At 57.9% G+C, this 21,781-nt stretch carries 18 protein-coding genes and 1 tRNA gene; 8 read left to right on the top strand and 11 right to left on the bottom strand.

The annotated features are described in order from the left end of the window. Positions 1-214 precede the first annotated feature (214 nt). On the top strand, positions 215-1,849 hold the full coding sequence (locus RBB76_RS01115; protein WP_433963499.1) for a sigma-54-dependent Fis family transcriptional regulator: 1,635 nt from the start codon (positions 215-217) through the stop codon (positions 1,847-1,849). Between the two features lie 246 nt (positions 1,850-2,095). Here the strand turns inward: RBB76_RS01115 and RBB76_RS01110 are convergent. Beyond that, positions 2,096-2,187: transfer RNA gene (locus RBB76_RS01110), tRNA-Ser, on the bottom strand. A gap of 366 nt (positions 2,188-2,553) precedes the next feature. Between RBB76_RS01110 and queG the strand changes: the two genes are divergently transcribed. Genes queG through RBB76_RS01095 form a run of 3 tightly spaced genes read left to right on the top strand, consistent with a single transcriptional unit; the run spans position 2,554 to position 7,029 of the window. After that, complete coding sequence (gene queG / locus RBB76_RS01105) at positions 2,554-3,774, top strand: tRNA epoxyqueuosine(34) reductase QueG (protein ID WP_429633319.1); 1,221 nt, start codon at positions 2,554-2,556, stop codon at positions 3,772-3,774. A gap of 53 nt (positions 3,775-3,827) precedes the next feature. After that, positions 3,828-4,793, top strand: a complete 966-nt coding sequence (locus RBB76_RS01100) for a YihY/virulence factor BrkB family protein (protein ID WP_429633321.1) — start codon at positions 3,828-3,830, stop codon at positions 4,791-4,793. Beyond that, positions 4,777-7,029, top strand: coding sequence for a PP2C family protein-serine/threonine phosphatase (locus tag RBB76_RS01095; protein WP_429633323.1), 2,253 nt, complete (start codon positions 4,777-4,779; stop codon positions 7,027-7,029). Before RBB76_RS01100 ends, RBB76_RS01095 begins: the two co-directional genes overlap by 17 nt. A gap of 335 nt (positions 7,030-7,364) precedes the next feature. Here the strand turns inward: RBB76_RS01095 and RBB76_RS01090 are convergent, their stop codons facing one another. The 6 genes from RBB76_RS01090 to RBB76_RS01065 all read right to left on the bottom strand — a co-directional run bounded on the left by RBB76_RS01090 (position 7,365) and on the right by RBB76_RS01065 (position 12,074). Continuing rightward, positions 7,365-8,585, bottom strand: a complete 1,221-nt coding sequence (locus RBB76_RS01090) for a beta-propeller fold lactonase family protein (RefSeq protein WP_429633325.1) — start codon at positions 8,583-8,585, stop codon at positions 7,365-7,367. Positions 8,586-8,917: 332 nt separating this feature from the next. Next, entirely contained in the window at positions 8,918-9,655 is a 738-nt protein-coding gene (ccsA, locus tag RBB76_RS01085) for a cytochrome c biogenesis protein CcsA (protein ID WP_429633327.1), read from the bottom strand. Positions 9,656-9,679: 24 nt separating this feature from the next. Beyond that, positions 9,680-10,369: a heme exporter protein CcmB gene (locus tag RBB76_RS01080; protein ID WP_429633329.1), complete on the bottom strand. Its 690-nt coding sequence runs from the start codon at positions 10,367-10,369 to the stop codon at positions 9,680-9,682. Beyond that, the gene (ybaK, locus tag RBB76_RS01075; RefSeq protein ID WP_429633331.1) at positions 10,366-10,866 is read right to left on the bottom strand and encodes a Cys-tRNA(Pro) deacylase; all 501 of its coding nucleotides are present in this window, start codon (positions 10,864-10,866) and stop codon (positions 10,366-10,368) included. Before ybaK ends, RBB76_RS01080 begins: the two co-directional genes overlap by 4 nt. Further along, on the bottom strand, positions 10,863-11,603 hold the full coding sequence (locus tag RBB76_RS01070; protein ID WP_429633333.1) for an ABC transporter ATP-binding protein: 741 nt from the start codon (positions 11,601-11,603) through the stop codon (positions 10,863-10,865). Before RBB76_RS01070 ends, ybaK begins: the two co-directional genes overlap by 4 nt. 15 nt (positions 11,604-11,618) lie before the next feature. After that, positions 11,619-12,074, bottom strand: a complete 456-nt coding sequence (locus RBB76_RS01065) for a cytochrome c maturation protein CcmE (RefSeq protein ID WP_429633335.1) — start codon at positions 12,072-12,074, stop codon at positions 11,619-11,621. Between the two features lie 397 nt (positions 12,075-12,471). On the opposite strand from RBB76_RS01065, the gene RBB76_RS01060 reads away from it, so the two are divergent. Further along, positions 12,472-13,107 carry a hypothetical protein gene (locus tag RBB76_RS01060; RefSeq protein ID WP_429633337.1) on the top strand — a complete coding sequence of 212 codons (636 nt, stop codon included), beginning with the start codon at positions 12,472-12,474 and terminating at the stop codon, positions 13,105-13,107. A gap of 75 nt (positions 13,108-13,182) precedes the next feature. Here the strand turns inward: RBB76_RS01060 and RBB76_RS01055 are convergent, their stop codons facing one another. Together RBB76_RS01055 and RBB76_RS01050 are read right to left on the bottom strand one after the other, a co-directional pair. Next, positions 13,183-13,956: an alpha/beta fold hydrolase gene (locus tag RBB76_RS01055; RefSeq protein WP_429633339.1), complete on the bottom strand. Its 774-nt coding sequence runs from the start codon at positions 13,954-13,956 to the stop codon at positions 13,183-13,185. A gap of 107 nt (positions 13,957-14,063) precedes the next feature. Beyond that, positions 14,064-14,642, bottom strand: coding sequence for a TetR/AcrR family transcriptional regulator (locus tag RBB76_RS01050; RefSeq protein WP_429633341.1), 579 nt, complete (start codon positions 14,640-14,642; stop codon positions 14,064-14,066). Positions 14,643-14,784: 142 nt separating this feature from the next. Between RBB76_RS01050 and RBB76_RS01045 the strand changes: the two genes are divergently transcribed. Together RBB76_RS01045 and RBB76_RS01040 are read left to right on the top strand one after the other, a co-directional pair. Beyond that, positions 14,785-15,507 carry a hypothetical protein gene (locus tag RBB76_RS01045; RefSeq protein ID WP_429633343.1) on the top strand — a complete coding sequence of 241 codons (723 nt, stop codon included), beginning with the start codon at positions 14,785-14,787 and terminating at the stop codon, positions 15,505-15,507. Between the two features lie 16 nt (positions 15,508-15,523). After that, positions 15,524-16,486 carry a hypothetical protein gene (locus RBB76_RS01040; protein WP_433963498.1) on the top strand — a complete coding sequence of 321 codons (963 nt, stop codon included), beginning with the start codon at positions 15,524-15,526 and terminating at the stop codon, positions 16,484-16,486. Positions 16,487-16,546: 60 nt separating this feature from the next. On the opposite strand, the gene RBB76_RS01035 is transcribed toward RBB76_RS01040, so the two are convergent. Then, positions 16,547-17,080, bottom strand: coding sequence for a ferritin-like domain-containing protein (locus RBB76_RS01035; RefSeq protein ID WP_429633347.1), 534 nt, complete (start codon positions 17,078-17,080; stop codon positions 16,547-16,549). A gap of 383 nt (positions 17,081-17,463) precedes the next feature. Here RBB76_RS01035 and thiC point away from each other — a divergent pair, with 383 nt between their 5' ends. Then, positions 17,464-18,960 (top strand): phosphomethylpyrimidine synthase ThiC, encoded by a 1,497-nt coding sequence (gene thiC, locus RBB76_RS01030; RefSeq protein ID WP_429633349.1) that lies wholly within the window; start codon positions 17,464-17,466, stop codon positions 18,958-18,960. A 625-nt stretch (positions 18,961-19,585) separates the two neighbouring features. Here thiC and RBB76_RS01025 read toward each other — a convergent pair. Then, the gene (locus RBB76_RS01025; protein ID WP_429633351.1) at positions 19,586-21,745 is read right to left on the bottom strand and encodes a M28 family metallopeptidase; all 2,160 of its coding nucleotides are present in this window, start codon (positions 21,743-21,745) and stop codon (positions 19,586-19,588) included. Positions 21,746-21,781 lie beyond the last annotated feature (36 nt).

The following is a 21,781-nucleotide window of genomic DNA, read 5'->3' as shown; positions in this document are numbered from 1 at the left end:
GACCGTTCGGAGTTAGCTCCGACTCTTCGGAGTTTGGCTTTCGGATCCAAATTCCTGTACTCGCGAATCTTCAATGTCTGTTAGCCGACAAATAATGTGGGAAAGCTCTGAATCGTGTGATAACTTACGCTTGCCCGCAACAACTGACAATTATTGCTGTGAGCTGATACCGCCAGCATCGGGCCTGTACGTGTACTCACGAGAGAAGGTCGTCATGACCCATTCGGCTCTGCACGTTGCGGAAGAATTGTATGAAGAGAAGGTAGCGATTCCAGGGCCACCGGGTTCCTCAGCCGACCTGCGTTCGGATCTCGACGACAGACTTAGATTCGAAATGTTGATGACGGAGCTTTCAACGCAGTTCGCCGGCGTCACCTCCGCGTCCATCGATAAAGAGATCGTCGATGCTCAAAGGCGAATTGCTGAGACTCTAGGACTTGATCGCAGCACTCTTGTTCAACTGCAAGATAACGAACGTTTCGTGCTAACTCACAGTTGGCAACTCCCTGACCTAAAGCCATTTCCTGGATTCGCAATCAAGGATCTCCCGTGGATGGCAAACGAAATTCTCCGTGGTGAAACGGTATGTTTCGCCTCCATCAACGATCTTCCGGAGGAAGCGTACAGAGAGAAGGAAGTTGCACGTCGGTTCGGGCCACGCTCCAACGCCACCTTCCCACTTCGAGTGGGGGGCAAGGTCATCGGAGCGTTGGCGTTTGGGACTGTGCGCCATGAACGAAAGTGGCCAGAGACGCTCATAACCCGGTTGAAGTTTTTTGTTGAAATGATCGGGAGCGCGCTCGCGCGCACCTGCGCAGAGGATGACACAAGGAAAGCGCTCGAGGAAGTGCAACGCCTTCGCGATCAGCTGCAACGTGAAAATGTCTATTTGCAACAGGAAGTGAAGTCTGCTCGTGGGCACAGAGGCCTGATAGGCAATAGCACTGCGCTCCGGAAGGTCTTGGAACAGGTCGACCAGGTGGCAGGCACCAGTTCCAGCGTTCTCCTATGTGGCGAAACAGGAACAGGGAAGGAACTCATCGCGTCCGCCATCCATGAACTAAGCCTGCGCGGCAAACGGCCCATGGTCAGATTGAACTGCGCAGCGATCCCAGAAACTCTCATCGAGAGTGAACTCTTTGGCCGCGAAAAGGGTGCCTACACAGGGGCGCTTTCGCGGCAGGCCGGACGCTTTGAAGTGGCTCACGGCTCAACGCTCTTCCTGGACGAGATAGGAGAACTACCTCTCGACGTGCAATCCAAGCTGCTGCACGCACTCCAGGAGAAGCAGGTAGAACGCCTGGGTAGTTCCAAAAGCATATCTTTTGATGTCCGAATTGTTGCGGCCACTAATCGTCATCTGGAGACAGAGGTTCAGGAGAAACGATTCAGGAGCGATCTCTACTATCGATTGAACGTGTTCCCGATCCACATGCCAGCTCTGCGTGAACGCATCGAGGATATTCCTTTACTCGTCGAGGCCTTTGTTCACGAGTTTTCAAAATCCTTCGGCAAACCGATCGAATCGATAGACAAAGACTGCATACGGTCGCTGCAAATGTACCAGTGGCCGGGCAACATCCGTGAACTGCGTAATACCGTTGAACGGGCGATGATTCTTGCTAATGGCCCAAGGCTCCGTATCTACCCTCCATCCAGCGTCTCAGGAGACGTCCGGCACAGCATGCTTCTGAGTGACGCCGAGCGTGGACATCTACGCAATGTCCTTGAAATGGCAGGTGGAAGGATACGAGGCAAAGGTGGAGCGGCGGAATTACTCGGTTTGAAACCCACGACTCTAGATTCCATGTTGGTTCGGCACGGCATCACTTCCAAGCTCGAACATTGAGCGATATCGCCGAGCAATCTTTAGGCGTATTTGTGGCCGTCACTTCTAGCAAGCCACTCTTTCACGCATCGGGACAAGTTTAGGGCCGCGTTGTGCGCGCTCCAGATAGTCAGCCACTCCTGCATGAGTTTGATCCGCGGCTCGAGATAAGGGCTTGCATAGACGCCACTGGACGGCAAAAACACATAATTCCAGTCAATACTGGCTTTTCATCTGAAGTCTTTGGTACTTCCTGTAACAGGGAAATGGCGGAGAGTGAGGGATTCGAACCCCCGATAGACTTACGCCTATGTCTGATTTCGAGTCAGGTGCATTCAACCGGGCTCTGCCAACTCTCCGCATTGTTATCAATCACCTGGACCACTCTTCCGCTTGACCGAAGCAGCAGTGCCAGTTGTGGTGTTAATTGCAGTCTGAGGAACTGTAACTAACCTATCGACGGCAGCTGCATTACCAGCAGTCGCAAAATCCGAATGGCGCACATCCGTTCGATAGTGACTTGTGACCGGGCAGTCTTCCGATGATTCGAAAGCCTTCCCAGCTATGACAAGTCTACCGGCAAAGGCGTTCCGGTGCAATGCCATCTACCTCCGCCGACCAGGCCAGTACGAAGCACCTTGATCTCAAGCGAAGCGGTCTCTGCAACGCCCTCCCCGAATTATCCTAGACGCAAGCAGAGAAAAGCCATCCTCGAGGGAACAGGTTTGTTCGCAGAGTCAGCACAAAACGCCGCGGCATGGACCTCCGACCTCAAACTCTGGCTGAGCGAGTTGGCCTCGCGCTCCGGCTTCGACACCACAGGAATAGCAGCCGTTGCCTCACCCAACCCCGAAACCACGCAGCAGCCTCTCGACGGAAGTCGATTCGAAGCCTGGATCGCAGCCGGCAGAGCCGGTGAGATGGACTATCTCAAGCGCCGCAACGAGCAAGGGGTTCTTCTACGCAGCGACGTCCAGATCGCGATGCCCTGGGCAAGATCGGTCATTGTCTGCGCCCTGAACTATAACGTGGCCGCCCCGCTATCCATCGACCAATCCGAACCCACAACCGGATGGATCGCCCGCTATGCCTGGAGCGGACGCACCAGTTCCACAGACACAGACGACCTCCTCCCCACCGACTATCACGACGAACTCCTAAGCCGGCTCAAAAAAATCGAGTCCCACCTTCACGACCGTTTCCCCTGCCAGACACGTTGCTACGTCGATACCGGTCCTCTGGTCGAACGCGCCGCCGCCGCGAAAGCCGGCATAGGCTGGATCGGCAAGAACACCTGCGTCCTCGATCAAAAACTAGGTTCATGGCTTCTCCTCGGTGTCATCGTCACCTCGATCCCCGTGTCATCCGAGCTAGCCTTTGAACTCCCCGCGGACCGCTGCGGAAGCTGCACCCGCTGCATCGATGCCTGCCCCACCAACGCACTGGTGGCGCCGCGAGAGATGGACGCGTCACGCTGCATCGCCTATCTCACAATAGAAAAAAAAGGCGTCATCGCAGAAGAACTCCGCGAACCCATAGGCCGCCAGGTCTTCGGCTGCGATATCTGCCAGGACGTCTGTCCCTGGAACCGCCGCGCTCCAACCTCTCAAAACGAGGGAATGCTCCCACGAAAACAGCTGATCAATCCTCCCTTGGCCTGGCTCGCAGAGATGGACTCCGCAACGTTCAAGCAATGGTTCAAAGGCTCGCCCCTCGAACGAACCCGCCTTAAGCGACTACACCGCAACGTCGCCATCGCAATGGGAAACAGTGGCGAGACGCAGTTCATCCCCCAACTCCAGCAATGGAGCACCGCCGAAGATCCCGTCCTGGCGGAGTCATCCCAGTGGGCCCTGGCGCGTATCCACACCCTTACAACCGCTCCAAAACGACCGGCAACCACAAGCAAAGATTCGCTGCCACCAAAAGCAGACACCCTCTGCTAGCATCGGAGTGCGTCACCAGTAGCCCCTCGCCGGATATTGCATCGAACTCTCCTATGCCATCGATTTTCCCTGGTAAACACGAAGCATCCGCGTCTTCGAAGGACGATCAACACGATCTGCCCCCAACGCCGATGGAAGACGTTGCCCCCGTCGTTCGGGAGTACGGTTTGGCAGCGCAGATCTCCGCCCTGGTCCGCTACATGGCCCGGACGGAGGTCCACACCTACGCGTTTAGCGTCGCGGCGAACGTGATCCTTTCGCTCTTTCCCTTCATCGTGCTCCTCTTGACCATGTGCCGCAGCGTCTTTCACTCACGTTCCATGGAGGCGATCGTCGGTGACATGATGAAGAATCTCCTCCCAGTCGGTCAGGACTTCGTCATGCGAAACATGCAGCTGCTCGCCCACCCTCACAAAGGAACCCAGTTCTTTTCGCTCGTCATGCTGCTCATCACCTCAACCGGAGTCTTCCTGCCTCTGGAGGTAGCGTTAAACCGCGTCTGGGGAGTTCGCCAGAACCGAAACTACCTCCACAACCAGGCAGTATCTCTGGGACTCGCATTCGCAGTTGGCGTTCTGGCAATGGCATCGGTCGCCTCCACCGCAAGTCAGCAGACGATTCTCTCCTGGTTGTTCTTCGGCCACACCGAAAACGTCGTCTATCACTTCGTCTCCTACGGCTTTCTCAAGCTCTGCGCCGGGCTTGCGAGCATACTGCTCTTCTTTCTAATCTATTGGATATTGCCCTACAGAAAGATTCCAGCGCGTGCCGTCCTGCCAACCGCCATCGTCATCGGTCTGTTGTGGCAGGCGGCTAAGTACCTCTATATCAGGGCACTCCCCTGGCTGGACTTCCAGTCCGTCTACGGGCCGTTTTATATTTCGGTAGGGTTGATGATGTGGGCGTTTCTCTCCGGTCTGCTACTGCTGGCAGGGGCACATTTTTCAGCGACGCGTCATACCTTGAAGCTGGCAAGACAGGCGGAACTGGAGGCAGCAAACGATGCAAGACGCGAATAGCCCCACCGGGCCGCGCGTTCTCAACCTGCTCAGAGAACGGATTCCGACGGGACTTGCCGGCGCCGCGGTCTGGCTTGGATTGTGGTTCTGCGTATTGTTTGTTCGCCACCTGTTCTCAGGAGGATTCAGAACCTTTCTAGGGATTCTCCAGTTCTTTGTGGGAATCGCTCTCGTCTCCGTCGCCATTCCACTAGCCTGGCAGCTCATTCGAAAGCATCTCCTTTGGAGCCTTCGCAACAAGCTGATCCTCACCTACCTCCTCATCGGCCTCGCCCCGGTGATTCTGTTTCTCACCCTGGTGGGCGTCCTGGCCTACGTGGCTGCCGGGCAATTCGCCATTCACCTCACAGACTCCCGCCTACAGGCCGAGTTGATCCAGATGCGAAACGAGAGCGGCCGACGCGCCGATCTCACCACTGCGCTCGTCGCCGAACGCCCAAAGGATTCTGCACAACAAATTGGCGGTGCCATCCAGAACATCGAACAGGCCGGAGAGGTCGCGCGACTTGATATGCCCCGCTTGAGGCTGCATCGCGAAATCCGCGTCTTCCTCAATGGCGCTGCGGTCGATATCGGTCCAAAGTACCGTGGCAAAGCTCCCTTCGGACTTCCGCCTTGGGCCACTGAAGTACCGGGAGGAGAGTTCTCAGGCCTCGTCCTCGACGGACGCGACCTATACCTGGTGGCTCTCCATCAGAAAAAGTGGAACGATGGACGCATCTTCACTCTCATGTCGAGCCTGCCGGTTGACAGTGCCGTTCTCAAACTGATCTCGGAGGGCCTCGGACAAGCAAGTCTGCTGCCCCAGCGTGCCGGAAGAACCGCCAATGAAATCAGCACGGAGAACAAAGCTGAGGCCAACGCTGGCACACCCGCGCCATCCCAGAAATCGCGTCAGAAAGTTAGATTTGCGGTAGGAGCCGATGGGATCAACGGCGGATCGTCATGGATCGTTGGGGGGACCGAGCCTCCCGCCGTCAACGTCGCGGACGCCCGCGTAAGCTTTACTTCCACAGAGCCGATCACCGACTGGGACTCAGGAGAGCGGGACAACGTTCTCATCGCGGTCCAATCCCGGCCCTCGCTCCTCTACAACCAGCTATTCGGCTCCTCGCTAGGCGGAATCGTAACGAGCGTTCTGCGCATAGCTATCATCTTGCTCTGCGTCCTCTTTGCACTCATCGAGCTGCTGGCCCTGTGGATGGCCATCGGACTCAGCCGTTCCATCACCTCATCTGTAGCTGATCTCTACAGCGCAACCGAGCATATCGACCGCGGCGACTTTGATTACCGTATCGGCGTTAAAAGTGACGACCAGCTTGCAGAACTAAGCAGCTCTTTCAACACCATGTCTGGATCCCTGCAGCGGCTCCTCGAAGAACAGAAGGAGAAGGAGCGTCTGCAGAACGAGATATCCATCGCCCAGGAGGTTCAGGCTAATCTCTTCCCACTGCACGCGCAGGGACTCGCGACCCTCGATCTGCACGGAATCTGTCGCCCAGCCAGATCCGTAAGCGGCGACTACTACGACTTCCTTGTCTTTCACGAAGAAGCCCATGCCGGCATGGTGCATCGTCGTGAAACTGGCGTCGGTATCGCCATCGGCGACATCAGCGGCAAGGGCATCTCGGCGGCCCTGCTCATGGCAACCCTTCACTCGGCAGTCCGCGCCTACCGCTTCGCGAGTGAGGAGCTTGTCTACAGCGAGTCCAGCGTAGCCGGGCTCACAGCCAGCAGGGAGGGACGTGGCGGGGACTGCGACGAACTCTTCCAGTCCCCGGGACGCATTCTGTCCCTCCTCAACCGCCACCTCTACCGCAGCACGCAGCCTGAAAAGTACGCAACTTTGTTTCTCGCCCACTACGACGTCGCCTCCTCCATGCTGACCTACTCCAACGCAGGACAGCTTCCACCCCTGGTCTTGAGCAGAGACGGACAGGTCCGTCGACTCGACAAGGGAGGCACCGTCGTTGGTCTCATGGACGGCATGCAGTACGAGGAAGACCGCTTCAAGATGCAGACGGGAGATATTCTGGTCGCCTACTCAGACGGTGTCACGGAGCCGGAGAACGACTTCGGAGAGTTCGGCGAAGAACGCATGATGGAGGTGGTCGCCCGTTACCGCGACCAACCCCTGCACGTAATCTCCGGCCAGGTCATGCTTGCCCTCGACGCCTGGATCGGAGCCGACGAGCAACCCGACGACATTACCCTCGTACTAGCCCGCCAGGTCTGACATCAACCTTTCCGAATAGAAAGAGAGTAGTCACATTGAACGCAGTGGTCGTCATCCTGGCCCTGAGCGAAGTCGAATGGGGAAGGATCCCTGTATTTTGTCTTTGTCTGTCCTAGTGCTGGAACCCTGATTCGAAAAATAGTTCAAAAACGTGGCGTATTTTTCGACGACCAAAAACACGCTGTCAGAACACCATCTCAACCACGCATTCCACCACGATCACACCATCAAAACACCACGATCAAACACCCACTTTTCGCAAAACACCCTTCAAAAACCCAGCAAAACAGCAAAACTCCGACGCCCACCACGCCAGAAAAATTTTCCGCAATTTGCTATTTTTCCCGAAGAGCCTTAACCACGATGTCGTCGGGAGAAACTCCGGCTGGAAGAATCGTAAAAAGCGCTGGCCCCTGCTTTCCTTCCGTTCGAATAACCGCAACATCCCCGGAGTGTGTATCTGCAGCCAGCAAAAGATGCTCATCCGCCGAAAAAGCAAGCGCATCCGGCGAAGATCCCGTACGAACGCTGCCAGCCAGCTTCCCATCGTCAATGCTGTAAAGCCCAATCGAATCAGCGCCTGAGTTCGCGACCCACAGCGTGCTGTTGTCACGACTGACGATGCCCCGCACCGGCTTGTTGCCAATCGAGTAAGTTCCCCCAACTTCATTGGTCCAGGTAGCAATCTCAGAGAAGCTGTCGGAATCGAAGTTTGAAACGAAAATTTCACCGCCATCCGGTTTCATCGCAAGATGAACCGGCATCTTCCCAACGTCCAGCAACGCAAGCATGCGGTCCGTTGTAAGCGAAGCATTCTGTTTGGCCGCCCACGATCCAGGCTCTGCCGCCAGCCCCAGCGCCATCACCTGATGCCCCGTGGAGCAGGCCACGAAGGCCTTTGACGAGTCTGGCAAAATTACAGTATCCGCTGCTCCCGGACACCCGGAAAATGTCGAGCGAAGATGTGTAACTGCAGCAGACGCTGGGGAGCCGGCGCGATAGGGAATCACATCGAAGACGGACACGCTGTTGCTCCCATGATTAGTGACTACGAGTGTGCGGCCGTCAGGCGAGATATGCACCTGAATGGGTTGTTCGCCAGCCCCTGCGACGAATACTTCGCGCCGGAGGTCAAGGTCAACGATGCTGACGCTGTTCGAACCATAGTTGGCGACATAAGCACGGTGTCCGCTAGGTTCGACAGTGATGAAGGATGGCCTATGACGAACCGCGATCGTCGCAACAACACGATTTGCGTCGGCGTTGATGACCGAAATCGTGCCCGACTGAGCATTCGCAACGTAAACCTCATTTCGAGTCGGATTGACGGCCATCTTGGTTGGGTTGGTGCCCACCTGGAGCGTGCGGTCCTGACGAAGGTAGACAAGATCAAGTACGGTGACCGTATTCGATCCCGCATTGCTGACGTAGGCGTACTCCCGATAGCCCGCTGGAACGTCAGGAAAACGGTTCCTATGACAGCCGAAGAGGGCTAGGAGGATCGCGAATGCTGCGACGATTTGGAAACGAAATGAAGAGCGGCGGGGCGTTGGCACTGTTCGGAGTCTATCGAGGTGGTGCAAGAGCGGCAAGAGGAAGCGCGATCGCGAGAATTTTTAAATGACGTTTTTCCGAAACTTTTATGCGTCATCCAGTGTTTATGTGGTCGATGCTGATGGTCGATAGCATCACGTGCAATTCCTACTCGGACAACGAAGCTGCGGTCCCCCTGCGGCTTCGTTGATTTTTTAGCGGCCGACTCGCCGAACATGAGCCCAATTCCACGCAGTCCATGCGAAGTACCCACCCTGAATAACCCACACAGCGATGTAAGCGAAGAGCAGATGTCGATGAGGCATTGTGCTCAAGTCAAAAAAAGAACGCCAAGTCATTGCGGAATCTCCAAAGAAGCTTCGATGGCCTGCAGGGCAGCTTCCTGTTCGGCAAACTGGCGGCGGCGTTCGAGGGCGAAACGGAATACGACAATACAAATGCCCCAAACAGTCCAGCCAGCCAAATTCCAATAAAAGGCGGGAAGCATCGAGGGGTCGACGCCGGAGTCCGGGCCGCCACCGAAGACCGGGGCGGGATGCTGGGTGCGCCACCAGCGGATGGACATGTAGACAATGGGGACGTCTACCGCGGCAAAGACGGAGAGTACGGCCGCCAGGGTGTGGGTCTGGCCGACAGAGGAGAACCGACGCAACATCAGATAGCTGACATAGAGGAGCCACAGCAAAAGCATGCTGGTAAGGCGAGGATCCCACGTCCACCAGATTCCCCAAGTTGCCCGCGCCCAGAGCATGCCGGTGAGCAGACAGATGCTCGAGTAGACAACCGTAACTTCCGCAGTAGCGAGAGCCAGGGCGTCCGCAGTAAGGGCCTTGAGTGGTTCTCGACGTCGCCAGTAAAGGTAGAAGAGTGAGGCTCCGAAGTTGATGTAGGGGAAGATCAGACTCAACATCGCGATCGGAACGTGGTAGTAGAAGATGCGTCCGACATTGCCTTGCGCGGCATCCGTGGGGACGAGGAAGATGGCTTGGCGGAAGCCGAAAGCGAGCACGGCGACGCTGATCCCGAACCAGAGCCAGGCGACATTGCGGAGAGTGGGGGTGCGCTGCTCCATAAATTTAGTTTATCTCGAATGTGGTCATTCGGCGTTGAGAACGGTCTCGAAGAGCAGGATGCAGACCGTTGTAAAGATGATGTCGTAGCCGAGGAGCTGCTTGATCCAGGTGCCGATCTGGATTGGGTCCAGGTCGGCGGTCAGGACCCCGGTGGTGGCCTGGACCATGGCCAATAGAGCCGGGAGGGAGATGGGCAAGAGCAGGAGTGGGAGGAGAAGTTCCCGGTTGCGGGCGCGAAGTCCAAGGGCGGCGAAGAAGGTGCCGTTGACCACAAGTGCCCAGGTGCCGAGTGGCAGGATCAGAGCGAGGAGCCATACGTTGCCTAGGGCGTGGAGATTGAAAAATACGATGAAGATGGGAGCCAGCACCGCCTCTACGACGAGGACGAAGAGCATGTTGGCGAGGGCTTTGCCGAGAAAGAGAGCGGAGGCGGGAGAGGGGGCCATCCGCTGGGCCTCGAGGACGTTGTTGCGCTGCTCGCGGGCCCAGGATTGGTTGAGGGCGGTGATGGAGGCGAAGAGGAGAGCCACCCAGAGGATGCCACCGGAGATCTGGCGGGTCATGGTGGGGTAGCTGGTGGGGTCGAAGGCGAGGCCGAAGACCACGACTACCAGCAGGGCGAAGAAGAGCATGCCATTGATGGAGTCGCGGGAGCGCCACTCGAGGCGAAGGTCTTTGCGGAGGTGATCCCATACGTGGTGGAGGTACTTCATGCCTTCGCGGGGTCCTTGGTGAGATCAGCGAGGGTGGCGTCGGCGGCGCGGAGGTAGTCGGAGGGAGCGAGGAGAAGCTGGAGACCACGCTGGCCGGCGGAGACGGAGATATGGTCGAAGAGTTCGATGGTCTCGTCGGCGAAGGCAGGGAATTGCTTCTTCGCTCCCATCACTGTGACTCCGCCTCGGATGTAGCCGGTGAGCGGCTCGACTTCTTTGAGGGAGGCTAGTTCGGTCTTTTTTGCCTTGGCGGCGTGAGCCAGTTTTTTGAGGTCCAGTTCGACGTCACCGGGGATGACGGCGAAGACGTGTTCTCCGGTGTTGGTGTGGGCCAGGAGGGTTTTGAAGACTTGTTCGGGGGGGAGGCCTATCTTGCGGGCAACCGAGATGGCGGTCAGGTCGTCGGGGTCGACTTCGTATGTGCGCAGCTCGTAGGGGATGCCGAGGGTGTCGAGGAGGCGGGCGGCGTTGGTTTTGGTGGCGGCGGGGGGCTTCACCCGGCGGCCTCGGTGCGTGAGTCCACGATCTCTCCGTTGCGCATGGTGAGGGTGCGGGTAGCGAGCGGTTCGGCGAGGGAGGACTGGTGGGTGGTGAGGATGATGGTGCGGGCGCCCATTACTCCGTTGACGGGAGCGACGGGCCAGGTGCGGAAGTCGGCGAGAAGCTCAACCATGTGCCGGGCGGAGCCGGCGTCTAGGTTGGAGAATGGCTCGTCGAGGAGGAGAACCTCGGGGTCGCTCTGGAGCACGCGGGCGAGGGAGGTGCGCTGGCGCATGCCCTGAGAGTATTGGCCTACGGGGCGGTCGAGCTTGGGGTCTAGGCCTACGGCGCGGAGGGCCATTTCGGGGTTGCCGACGCAGGCGCACCCACCATCACGATGGAGCGAGGAGAAGTAGTTGAGGTTCTCCATGGCGGTGAGCTCGTCGTAGAGCATGGGGGAGTGGCTCATGTAGGCTACGCGGCGGCGTTGCTGATGCGGGGCTTCGGAGAAGACGGTGACTCGGCCGCGTGTGGGAGTGATGAGGCCTGCGATCATGCGGAGGAGAGTGGATTTTCCAGCGCCGTTTTCGCCGAGGATGATGGTGCAGGAGCCGGTGCAGAAGCTGGTGGTGATGTTGCGGAGCGCGGCGAAGCGCCCGTAGATCTTTGAGACAGAGTCGAGCGAGATGCAGTCCGTGCTGGGGGCTGATGGAGGAGGAGCGCTACTGCGAGTTGTCTCTGCCGTCTGCGTCATATTTTTCGCTTCGCGTTATTTGGTTGCAGGCAGTGTGGCGGCAGCGGTGGTGGCTGGGGTCGCGGAGGCTGGGGCGGGAGCGTACTTCGAGGCGCATTTGGCCTGGAGTTGAGTGGCGTGGAAGACGCCGTCGCGGCTGTAGGTGCCAACGGCGAGGGCCTGGGCGTCGTCCTTGAAGGTGTCGGGTGGCGGCTCGGAGCCCTGGTAGACGACGGAGAGTTTGCGGCCTTGCTCGAGGAGATCGAAGGTGGCGTTGGTGCCTACGCGGTGGATGCTGCCTGGGGCTACGTTCCCGGCTACGCGAAGATGACGGGTGTAAGCCTTGTTTCCCATGCCCTGCAGCTCGCCGATGGTGACGTAGTAGCTCTTGTTGTCACGTCCCCCGGTAAAGGACAGGTAGGCGATGGTGGCCACGATGATGACCGTAGCTACGATGAATTTGATCGGGCTTTTTTGAGTTGCGTTTGCCATGTTGTTCGTCTTTCAGTCTACGGTTCGGGGTTGGATTTGGGTAGCGACCGTTTGTGGGATACCCCCCTCCCCCCCTTGTGGGTATCTTGCGTGTAAGTTGCTTAGAATGATTAGCTTACAGGTGGGGTGTGTCTGTAAAATATTCTATCCAAAGGACTTGCGTGCAAAATACTTGTTTTGTTGTAGTTACGAGATCAACGCACCGTGTGCGTTTCGCGCGGCGTTAATTTGGTTCCTTCTTCTATTTTAGACGTTTGACGAAGGGAATACGCCACGACAAAAGCCGCTCTGGGCGCGGGTTTTCGCATGGGAGGGGCTTGACAGTATTTTGACAATTAAATTTTCGAGAGGATGAATATCTGACCGTTCAAAGGGGTATTCGCGATATGGTTCGCCCATGAGCAAAAGTGCGATCCTATTTGGCTGCGGGTTGATGTTGTTTTCGGTCTCGTCTCTTTCGGTGGCGCAGGGCGGACCAGAAGCGCAGAACGGCACTCGCTCGGACAGTTCGGCATTCGATCGTTACACCGGCTGCAGGTTCAACGATGGGTTATCGGTCGTGGAGACATCGCCGCTTGCGCCGGGTATTCACGAGCGCACGGTTCCGACCTCGAAGGGGCCGAAGCAGGTGGGGATGGTGGAGGGGCGAAGGGTGATGTTCGCTTATCCAGGGAAGGACTTCTACGCGAACGTGAAGGTGGAAATTCTGCCGGAGAAGGACTATGCGGAGACGCGACAGACTCTGGTCGATAACTTCGACTACATGCTGGCGACGAGTAAAGACAGCACGAGGAACTATGAGTTGAAGCCGAAGCTCAATGGTCTCGATGTTCGTGGGTTGGATAAAGACAAGCTGGAAGGTGGTGTCTTAGGCATCTATGTGCTGTTGAACGATGCCTCGAGGATGGTGAGTACGATTTATTTTTTGAATCAGGAGCCGAGGGACCGGAGCTTTCAGACGATTGAAGAATATCGCGTGGCCAGAGATAGATTTCTTTCGACCTATGTAGCTTGTGTTGGGGCGAAACACTAAGCGTCGAACGAACTCACTTTTTGAAGGGCTGACTCGCGTGAATTGCGAGACAGCCCTGCGGTTGGTGGAGAGGGTTTATTTGGTGGATGCAGCAGCCTTCTCGATGAGGGCGGCGACGGGTGCGGGATGCGACAGCATGGCGACGTGGCTGGAAGGGAGCGTGATGGTCTCCGCATGAATCGCCTTGGCCATGCCGCGCTCGGCGTCGGGTGGGATCATGCGATCGTTTGCCGAGACGACGTACCAGGAGGGCTTTTTATGCCAGGCTGCGGTGGTGATGGTTCCACCCAGCACTTTGGCGTTGGTTGGTCCCTGGGTGGCAGTGATCTCCGCTTTTTCTGCAGGGGTGAGGTCCTGAGCGAAGTCCTCGGAGACACCCTTCGGGGTGAGCGTGAGAAAGCCCTGTGCGTCAGGACGAAGCTCTGCGATGCCGGGAGGTGGTGTTCCGCCCTGGCTTAGCGAATTGATGGATGCCTTGTCACCCGGGGCGAAGGCGGCGACGTAGACCAGACCCGAGACCTTTGGGTCATTGCCTGCTTCGGTGATGACGACGCCACCGTAGGAGTGGCCGACGAGAAGCACCGGTCCATCTTCAAGGGCGATGGCTCGTTGTACGGTGGCGACATCGTCGTCGAGTGAAGTGAGGGGAAGCTCTACGGCGACGACGTGGAGACCCTTGGCCTCGAGGAGAGGGATGACCTTGGACCAGCTCGAGCCGTTTGCCCAGGCACCGTGCACGAGGATCACGTTGTGCGTGGGGGTGGCTGATGGGGTTTGGGCTGGGGTGGGTGTGGCTGCCGCAGAAAAGAGGAGAGCGGCGGTGACAGTGGATAAGAGACGGAACTTCATTGTGGTCCTTTCGAGTTGAGTTGCATTAGAGGTAGGCTACCTTCTAGTTGGTAGATTACGCTAAATGCACAAGAAATTTGTCAGCGCGTGACAATCTTTGCCTGAGTTTAGAGTTGTGCGGCGAGCTTGCGCAGGGCGCCCTGCATGATCGAGGTATAGACTTTGCTCGTTCCGTAGGTGCGGGCGGATACCATGGCGCCGTTGATCAGAGCAATGAATGTGTCGGCCTCGGTCGAGGCTGATTGTTCGAGCCGAATGATGCCTTTGGAGTGGCCTTCTTCCATGGTTTCCTGGACCCATACTTTGAGTTCGCGGAAGTAACGCTTGACTTCAAGCTTCACCTCTTCTGGAAGGGAGGGAAGTTCTGCGCCTAACAGTGCGGCGATGCAGATGGGCTCGGTTTTATCGCGAATGCATTTCTCCCAATAGAGAACGAAGGCCTCGAGGCGCTTGAGCGGGCTGTCGACGCGCTGGGTGAGATCGGTGAGGGCTGCGCCGAGCTTAGTGCGATGTTTTTTGAGGACGGCGGTGACCAGAATCTCTTTGGTCGGAAAGTGGTGGTGAATACTTGGCTTACGAATTTTGACCATCTCTGCGATATCCGCATAACTGAACGCCGAGTAGCCGCGATCGGCGAGGAGGGCGTGAGCGGCTTCGAGGATTCGTTCTGCGGTATCACCTTGCACGGCGGGATACTACCAACTAGTAGGTGCCGATGCAACGAAAGAAAACGGAGGCTATGTCTCCGGCGAAGGACAGCTTGTATCGGGACAAACATTAGGTGGAATTTTTTTATCACGGTGGCGATGGCTGGAGTAAGGTCGGGTTATGAGCGAACTTCTGGATTTGGCTGTGAGAGCGCACGGTGGGATTGAGCGTTGGAACAAGGTGAGGGCGGTGAAGGTTGCGGCTTCGATTGGCGGCGGCCTTTGGTATGTGAAGGGGAAGCTCGACTATCTGAAGAATGTTGTCGTGACGTGCGATGCGAAGGTTGAACGGCTGGTGATGGATTTTCCGGGGCAGGATAAGCGGTCGGTGTTTGAGCCGGACCGGATTGTGATGGAGAAGGCGGACGGGACGTTGATCGAGGCGCGCGATGATCCGGAGAAGGCCTTTGAGGGAGATCAGCGAGAGAAGCCGTGGGACGATATCCATGTTGCTTACTTCAGCGGTGAGGCATTGTGGACTTACTTGACGACTCCTTTTCTTTATACCTATGCGGGTTTTGAGAGCGAAGAGATTGCGTCGATTGAGGTAGAGGGCGAGACGTGGAGGCGGCTGAAGGTTCGCTTTCCGGATTATGTGAAGAGTCATACGCGAGAGCAGATCTCGTGCTTCGGTCCGGATGGGCTGCTGCGGCGGCACGACTATACGGTGGATGTTCTGGGGGGCGCGACGGGACTAAATTATGCGTCGGATTATCGGAATGTTGACGGGATTGTTTTTCCGACAAAACGGCGGGTGTATGCGTATGAAGGGGATTACCAGGTGGTGAAGGAGCCCCTGTTGGTTGCAATTGACATGGGCGAGATCACACTCAGTTTCTCTTGACGTTACAATCGCAGCGATGAGCGGAGGAGACGAAAGCGTGCTGGGGCTGGTCGGATGGCGTGCGTACCGTTGGGCAGGTTCGATTGGTGGTTTGTGCGCTGCGGGTCTACTTGCTTTTTCGATGACGACGGCTGCGCAGGTGGCTCCGAAAGAGGTGCAGACGAAGCAGCCGGACATGGAGAGCGTAGAAGGGCTGGTGGGGGTTTCGTCGGAGGTTGCGCGACTGAAGGAACTTGCAACGAGTCGCGGTTCTGCAGGTGGCCATGTAGATCGGTGGGAGATTCTCTGGCTGCATCAGCACATCTCGGAACGGATTATGGCTGCGTCGCTGCAGGTGGATGCGACGATTGCACAGATTGACAATGAGATTGCTACTGCGGATGAGGTGCACGGTTATCTTTCGGACCGTCGTGATAAAACGGTGAACCGTGCGAATCTGTTTGGCATTCTGCTGGGCGGAGGGCTTAGCGCGACGAGCTCGGTGTTGCAGCTTTCGACGAATCTGGATACGGCTTCGTCTGCGCTCGATATTGCTGGTGGTTCGGCCTCGGTGGGCTTTGCGTTGATGGGGATTCATGCGCAGAAGGGAGGGAGCGCGCCGTTCGATTTCAACTCCAACATGCTTGCGGAGTTTTTTGACCGGCCTATGTTGCCGACGAGTCAGTATCCTGCGACGGTGTGGGCTTTTCTGAATGAGCCTTCACCGACCAGCCCGGAACACCTGACGCGCAAGGCGCAGCTGCTGAAGACGTGGGTGGTGGTGCAGCGGATCGGGTCGTTGTCGAATGCGGATAAGATTGCCCGGGTGACGAGTGAGCCGTCGGAGATGTTAAAGCTGAGCATCGACGATCTGGAGGACCGGGCAGCGATGCTGCAGGATGTGCGTGCGAGGATCTCGTTTTTAAAGAGGGATTTAGGGAATCTGCTGGCCTCGTTGCCTGAGGTGGATGAATCGGCTTTTGAACCTGCAAAAAATTAGGCTGAGATCTCAAAGAAATCTCAGCCGAGTGGAAAGATGATAGCGAGTGAAACACTCTGTTTAGGCATTCGTGGTGACAGCGGTCACCGTGTTCGCGGCGGCGGTGTTGACTCCGTCTGCGATGGAGGTGAGGAGTTCGTCGGCGTTTTTCTCTTCGTCGAGAATGCTGTCGAGAATGTCGGCGGCGTCGTCTTCGCCGAGGAGTTCGGCCCACGTGCGGAGCGTGCCATAGACGGCGATCTCGTGATGCTCAACCTGTTGGGCGCTGGCGATGAGGGTGATGTCGCGGATGGTGGTATCGGCGGCGTCCTTGATGTTGTCTTCAGCTTCGGAGACAAGGGCGGAGATGGCTTTGCAGGTGGAGGTGTCGGCTTGGCCGTTGTTGACGTCGCGGAGAAGGGTCTCGACCTTGGCGAGGTGACCCTGGGTTTCGGTGAGGTGGTTGTTGAAGGCGGAGGCGAGTTGGGGGTCAGTCGCTTTTTCAATCATGGTGGGCAGGGCTTTGGTGATCTTCTGCTCCATGTCGAGCGCCTTCTTGAGGTTGGCGATGTAGAGGGTGCGTAGGTCTTCGATGTTTTCAGAAAAAAACTTCATGGGGAGGTTCTCCTTGGGAAAAATTTGCGCGATGTCCTGCCGGCGTGGATGACGCCGTGTGGGGCTGCGTTGATTGTGGGTGAGAGCTGCGAACGTTCGAGACGAGGCGCTCACGGTCGTTCTGCTTGCTATCGGATTGGATGCGGTGTTGTGGGGATGGTTGGCTGGTCGGGGGATGTGTCGTGGGAGCGGCGCACTGTGGGTATGCCGTGATTCGAAGTTGAGTGGATTGTCGTGAGAGGAAGTGCAATCACAAATTTTCTTGCGGTTTGGTGGATGACTGGAGTCTGGATGGCAAGAATGGTGCACATCAAATCGGTTTCGCGTGCATCGTATACTTACTCGATAACACTGCAAGACGGGCAGGGAGAGCAGGGAGAGATATGAGCGAAAACGGGAACGGCGCAGCTTCAAACGGCAACGGCAATGGGGCGCATTCGCACGGTAATGACTACAAGGTGCCGACGGGACGTGCGGAGTGGATCGTGAAGCGGAAGGCTGAGGCGGCGCGCACTGGCGATACGAACATGAGCCAGATGCACTTTGCGCGGAAGGGCACGATCACCGAAGAGATGGCTTATGTTGCTCAGCGGGAGAAGATTTCTGCGGAGTTGGTGCGGAGCGAGGTGGCGAAGGGGACGATGATCATCCCTGCGAACATCAATCACGTGGAGCTGGAGCCGATGGCGATTGGGGTGGAGTCGCTCTGTAAGATCAATGCGAATATCGGGAACTCGGCTCTGGTGTCGAATGTGGATGAGGAGCTGCGGAAGCTGCATACGGCGGTGCACTTTGGCGCGGATACGGTGATGGACCTGTCCACTGGTGGGGATATCCCGATGATTAGGGAGAAGATTTTGCGGCATTCGCCGGTGCCGATCGGGACGGTGCCGCTATACGAGGCGCTGTCGCGGGTGAAGAGGGTGGAGGATCTGAATATCGATCTGTACCTTGAGGTGATTGAGGAGCAGGCGCAGCAGGGCGTTGATTACTTTACGATTCATGCGGGCGTGCTGATTGAGTATGTGCCGCTGGTGGCGAAGCGGATTACCGGGATTGTGAGCCGGGGCGGGGCGATTCTGGCGCAGTGGATGACCTCCAACCATAAGCAGAACTTTTTGTATGAGAATTTTGACCGGATTACCAAGATCATGGCGAAGTATGACGTGAGCTACTCGCTCGGCGATGGATTGCGGCCGGGTTGTCTGGCGGATGCAAGCGATGAGGCTCAGTTTGCGGAGTTGAAGACGCTGGGCGAGCTGACGCGGCAGGCGTGGAAGAGCGATGTGCAGGTGATGATCGAAGGTCCGGGTCATATTCCGATGGATCAGATCAAGCTGCAGGTGGATAAGGAGGTCGAGCTTTGCGATGGGGCTCCTTTCTACGTGCTGGGGCCGCTGGTGACCGACATTGCTCCGGGCTACGACCACATTACTTCGGCGATTGGTGCGGCAATGATTGGTTGGCATGGTGCTGCGATGCTCTGCTACGTGACTCCAAAGGAGCATCTGGGGCTGCCGAATGAGAAGGATGTGAAGGACGGGATTATCGCTTACAAGATCGCTGCTCATGCGGCGGATGTGGCGCGTCATCGTCCGGGAGCGAGGGATCGGGATGATGCGATCTCGCATGCTCGGTATACCTTCGATTGGGATAAGCAGTTTGCGCTGTCGCTTGATCCCGAGACCGCGCGGGGGATGCACGATGAGACTCTGCCGGATGACTACTACAAGGAAGCGGCGTTCTGCAGCATGTGCGGGCCGAAGTTCTGCAGCATGAACTGGTCGAGCAAGGTGGACGAGTTCAACGCGAAGGAGCATGGGCTGCACAAGCAGGACCTGACGCAGATTGTGACGGAGCAGATGGCGTTGCGAGGGTAGGTTAACTACGCTAAAGAAAGGGCCGCATCTCTGGTTTGGGATGCGGCCTTTATTTTTGCGGGGAGGGTTTCTTGTTGGGTTGGCTCTGAGCGCTGGCTGAGAGTTTGTTGCGGCGGGGGCGAACGAGACTGGGCTGTGGGGCGGCAAGGGGCGGCTCGGGGCTGGGTTCGAAGGACGGCTCGAATTGGTCAGCGCTGAAGTTGAAGGCCAGGCCCGCGATGCGGTGGAGGATGCGGGTTGGAGTGGGCTGGCAACAACGTACCCCGTGGGGCGGCAGCACAGGGGTGAGGCTAGAGAATATCGTTCCCTTCTTTGTTATCGGATCGCATGGCAAGAAGTGCAGGAGCAATAATCATTGCGAGAAATACCAAAGCTAAAACCAGATCATGGACCATTGGGGAGTCTCCTTTTGGCGGCTTTGACCGTCTTGAGAGTAATCATGCGGCAGGTAACTAACTGGGAATATCCCACTTCGGCACTGAAAGATACATCCTTTGGGGGATGTCCCTTTCAGGCTATTCTCGTGTCCTGCCGGACGGGCCTCCTGCGCGGAGGGCGGTCACTTCGTGACTTGTGTACCCCTTCGGGTGGTCCTCCCGTTGGTCGGATTGATGGCTGGTTGTGATTATTTGGCGGCTTCCAGGATGGCGGCGGAACGGTTTAGGGCTGCTGTGAGGGCTGCGAGTTGGGCCTGGGCGCGGGGGGAGTCGGGGGCGTCGATGCCTTCGTTGACGCCGGGGATGACGACAGCGGCGTAGCCGGTAAACTCGCCGGGGGCGTAGATGGTGTGTTTGTACCAGGGGCGCTTGGGGAGGCCTTCGGGGTTGAGGAGAGCTTCTTCGGCGTTGCGAAGGGCCTCGTTGAGCGCGGTGGGGTTGGCGGGAGGTGCGGACTGGACGGCGCGGATGGCGGTGCCGGCGGCGGCGAAGCGGTTCGCGGCGGCGAGGGCGGCGGTGAAGTCGAGGGCGAGGCTCTTGGTAGTGGCTAGTTTTTGCGCGGCCTCGAGGTAGCCCACGATCTCTTTGCCGTAGAGCTGGTAGTCGTAGGGGAGGACGTCGGCGTCGGCCATGTGGAGGATCTCGAGGCCGAAGACGCGGGCTTGCTGCTGCTCGTAGGCGAAGGTGGGGTCGGCGAATTTAGTGAACCAGTTGTAGTTGTCGAAGACAGAGTGATAGACGCCGTAGGGGCCTTCGGAGCCGATGTCGGTGGAGGGGACGCCTAGGTGCTGGATGAAGGGGGTGTAGTCGGAGCCGGAGCCGAGGGTGCCGATGCGGACGTCGCCGTCGGTGGATTCAGAGGAGCGGTTGCGTTTGCGGGTGGGGGAGGGGGCGTTCTGGTCGGCCTTCCACTGGTCATACACGGTGCCGCCCTTGGGGCTGGGGACTTCTTTGGTGACTTCGCGGACGAACTGTTTGAGCGAGGGGACGGCTGCGGCGTCGAAGTTGGGGCCGGCTACGCCGACGTCGGTGTTGAAGTAGGCGACGGCGTGGGCGAGGATTTTTTCGTGCTGCTCAGCCCACTCGGTCGAGCCGATGAGGCCTTCTTCTTCGGCGTCCCAGCTGCCGATGACGATGGTGCGCTTTGGTTTCCAACCTTGCTTGAGGAGTTGACCTAGTCCGTGGACGGTTTCGAGCATGGCGGCGGTGCCGGAGTTGGGATCGACGGCGCCGTAGACCCAGGCGTCGCGATGATTTCCGGCTACGACCCAGTTATCTTTCTGAGACTCGTCGGTGCCATGGATGGTGCCGATGACGTCCCAGATGGTGCGGAGGGCGATGTCCTCATCGAGATGCATGTGGACGGTGACTTTGTTGGCTTCGGTGTGATTGCCGCCAGCGCCGAGGTGGTAGGTGAAGGGGAGTGCGCCCTGCCAGTCGCGGGGAGACTCTTCGCCTCCGAGGGCTTTGAGGATGGGGGCGGCGTCGTGGTAAGAGAGCGGATTGGTGGGGATGCTGGGCTGATTGTTTTGCAGCTTGTCGACAGGGATGCGTTTGGAGTCGGGTAGGTCCGGGGTGGAGGCTATGCCGGGTGTGGTGGGGTCGCCGGGGTAGATGGGGAGGAACTGGACGGAGCCGCGCTGGACGCCGGTTTCGGGGCGGTAGGGGCCCTTGGGGTACATGTCGCCGCGGAAGTAACCGTCGTCGGCGGGGTCGGAGTAGATGAGGACGCCGATGGCTCCGTACTGCTGGGCGATGTAGGTCTTGATGCCGCGGAAGTTTTCGCCGTAGCGGACGAGGACGATCTTTCCTTTGACGCTGATGCCGAGTTTGGCGAGTTGCTGGAAGTCGGCAAGGGTGCCGTAGTTGGCGTAGACGACTTCGGCGGTGACGTCGCCGGAGGGGGAGGAGCCGTTGAAGGCGGGGAGGATCCGGGGATCGTCCTGGAAGGGGTCGCCGCCGAATTTGTTGGGGTCTACGTGTTCGGGGGTTGGTCCGGACATGAGCTTGTTGCCAGTCGCGTCGAAGGCTTCGATTTCGATTTTGACGGGCTTGGTGAGGAGGACTTTGTAGAGGACGATCTCGGTGTCGAGGCCGGCGGCTTTGAACTTGTCGGCGACGTAGACGGCGGTGGCGTAGTCCTCGGGTGAGCTGGCCCAGTGGGGGGCGGCGGTGAGGGTTTTGAGGTGTTGGCCGGCGAGGGCGGGGTCGGGGACGGCCATGAAGGCTTTGTCCAATTTGGCCTGCTGTGCGAAGTCGCGATAGCCGAAGACCTGCGGGGCGGGGGACTGGGCGAGAGTGAGGGCGGCGAGAGGAAGCAGGCAGGCTACGGTGCGGAGACGGGTCAAGTCGCGGGGCCTCGGAGGGTGAGTCGTTGAGATATC

The sequence above is a fragment of the Tunturiibacter psychrotolerans genome, from assembly GCF_051013365.1.
Classification (GTDB): Bacteria; Acidobacteriota; Terriglobia; order Terriglobales; family Acidobacteriaceae; genus Edaphobacter; species Edaphobacter psychrotolerans_A.
Note: the sequence above shows the minus strand (reverse complement) of the source record. Positions and strands in the feature narration are given on the sequence as shown.

Bases quoted from the DNA above. Each gene is read 5' to 3' on its own strand.
- RBB76_RS01115 (WP_433963499.1), top strand. From the start codon at position 215: ATGACCCATTCGGCTCTGCACGTTGCGGAAGAATTGTATGAAGAGAAG.
- RBB76_RS01100 (WP_429633321.1), top strand. From the start codon at position 3,828: ATGCCATCGATTTTCCCTGGTAAACACGAAGCATCCGCGTCTTCGAAG.
- RBB76_RS01095 (WP_429633323.1), top strand. From the start codon at position 4,777: ATGCAAGACGCGAATAGCCCCACCGGGCCGCGCGTTCTCAACCTGCTC.
- ccsA (WP_429633327.1), bottom strand. From the start codon at position 9,655: ATGGAGCAGCGCACCCCCACTCTCCGCAATGTCGCCTGGCTCTGGTTC.
- RBB76_RS01080 (WP_429633329.1), bottom strand. From the start codon at position 10,369: ATGAAGTACCTCCACCACGTATGGGATCACCTCCGCAAAGACCTTCGC.
- RBB76_RS01070 (WP_429633333.1), bottom strand. From the start codon at position 11,603: ATGACGCAGACGGCAGAGACAACTCGCAGTAGCGCTCCTCCTCCATCA.
- RBB76_RS01065 (WP_429633335.1), bottom strand. From the start codon at position 12,074: ATGGCAAACGCAACTCAAAAAAGCCCGATCAAATTCATCGTAGCTACG.
- RBB76_RS01060 (WP_429633337.1), top strand. From the start codon at position 12,472: ATGAGCAAAAGTGCGATCCTATTTGGCTGCGGGTTGATGTTGTTTTCG.
- RBB76_RS01055 (WP_429633339.1), bottom strand. From the start codon at position 13,956: ATGAAGTTCCGTCTCTTATCCACTGTCACCGCCGCTCTCCTCTTTTCT.
- RBB76_RS01045 (WP_429633343.1), top strand. From the start codon at position 14,785: ATGAGCGAACTTCTGGATTTGGCTGTGAGAGCGCACGGTGGGATTGAG.
- RBB76_RS01040 (WP_433963498.1), top strand. From the start codon at position 15,524: ATGAGCGGAGGAGACGAAAGCGTGCTGGGGCTGGTCGGATGGCGTGCG.
- RBB76_RS01035 (WP_429633347.1), bottom strand. From the start codon at position 17,080: ATGAAGTTTTTTTCTGAAAACATCGAAGACCTACGCACCCTCTACATC.
- thiC (WP_429633349.1), top strand. From the start codon at position 17,464: ATGAGCGAAAACGGGAACGGCGCAGCTTCAAACGGCAACGGCAATGGG.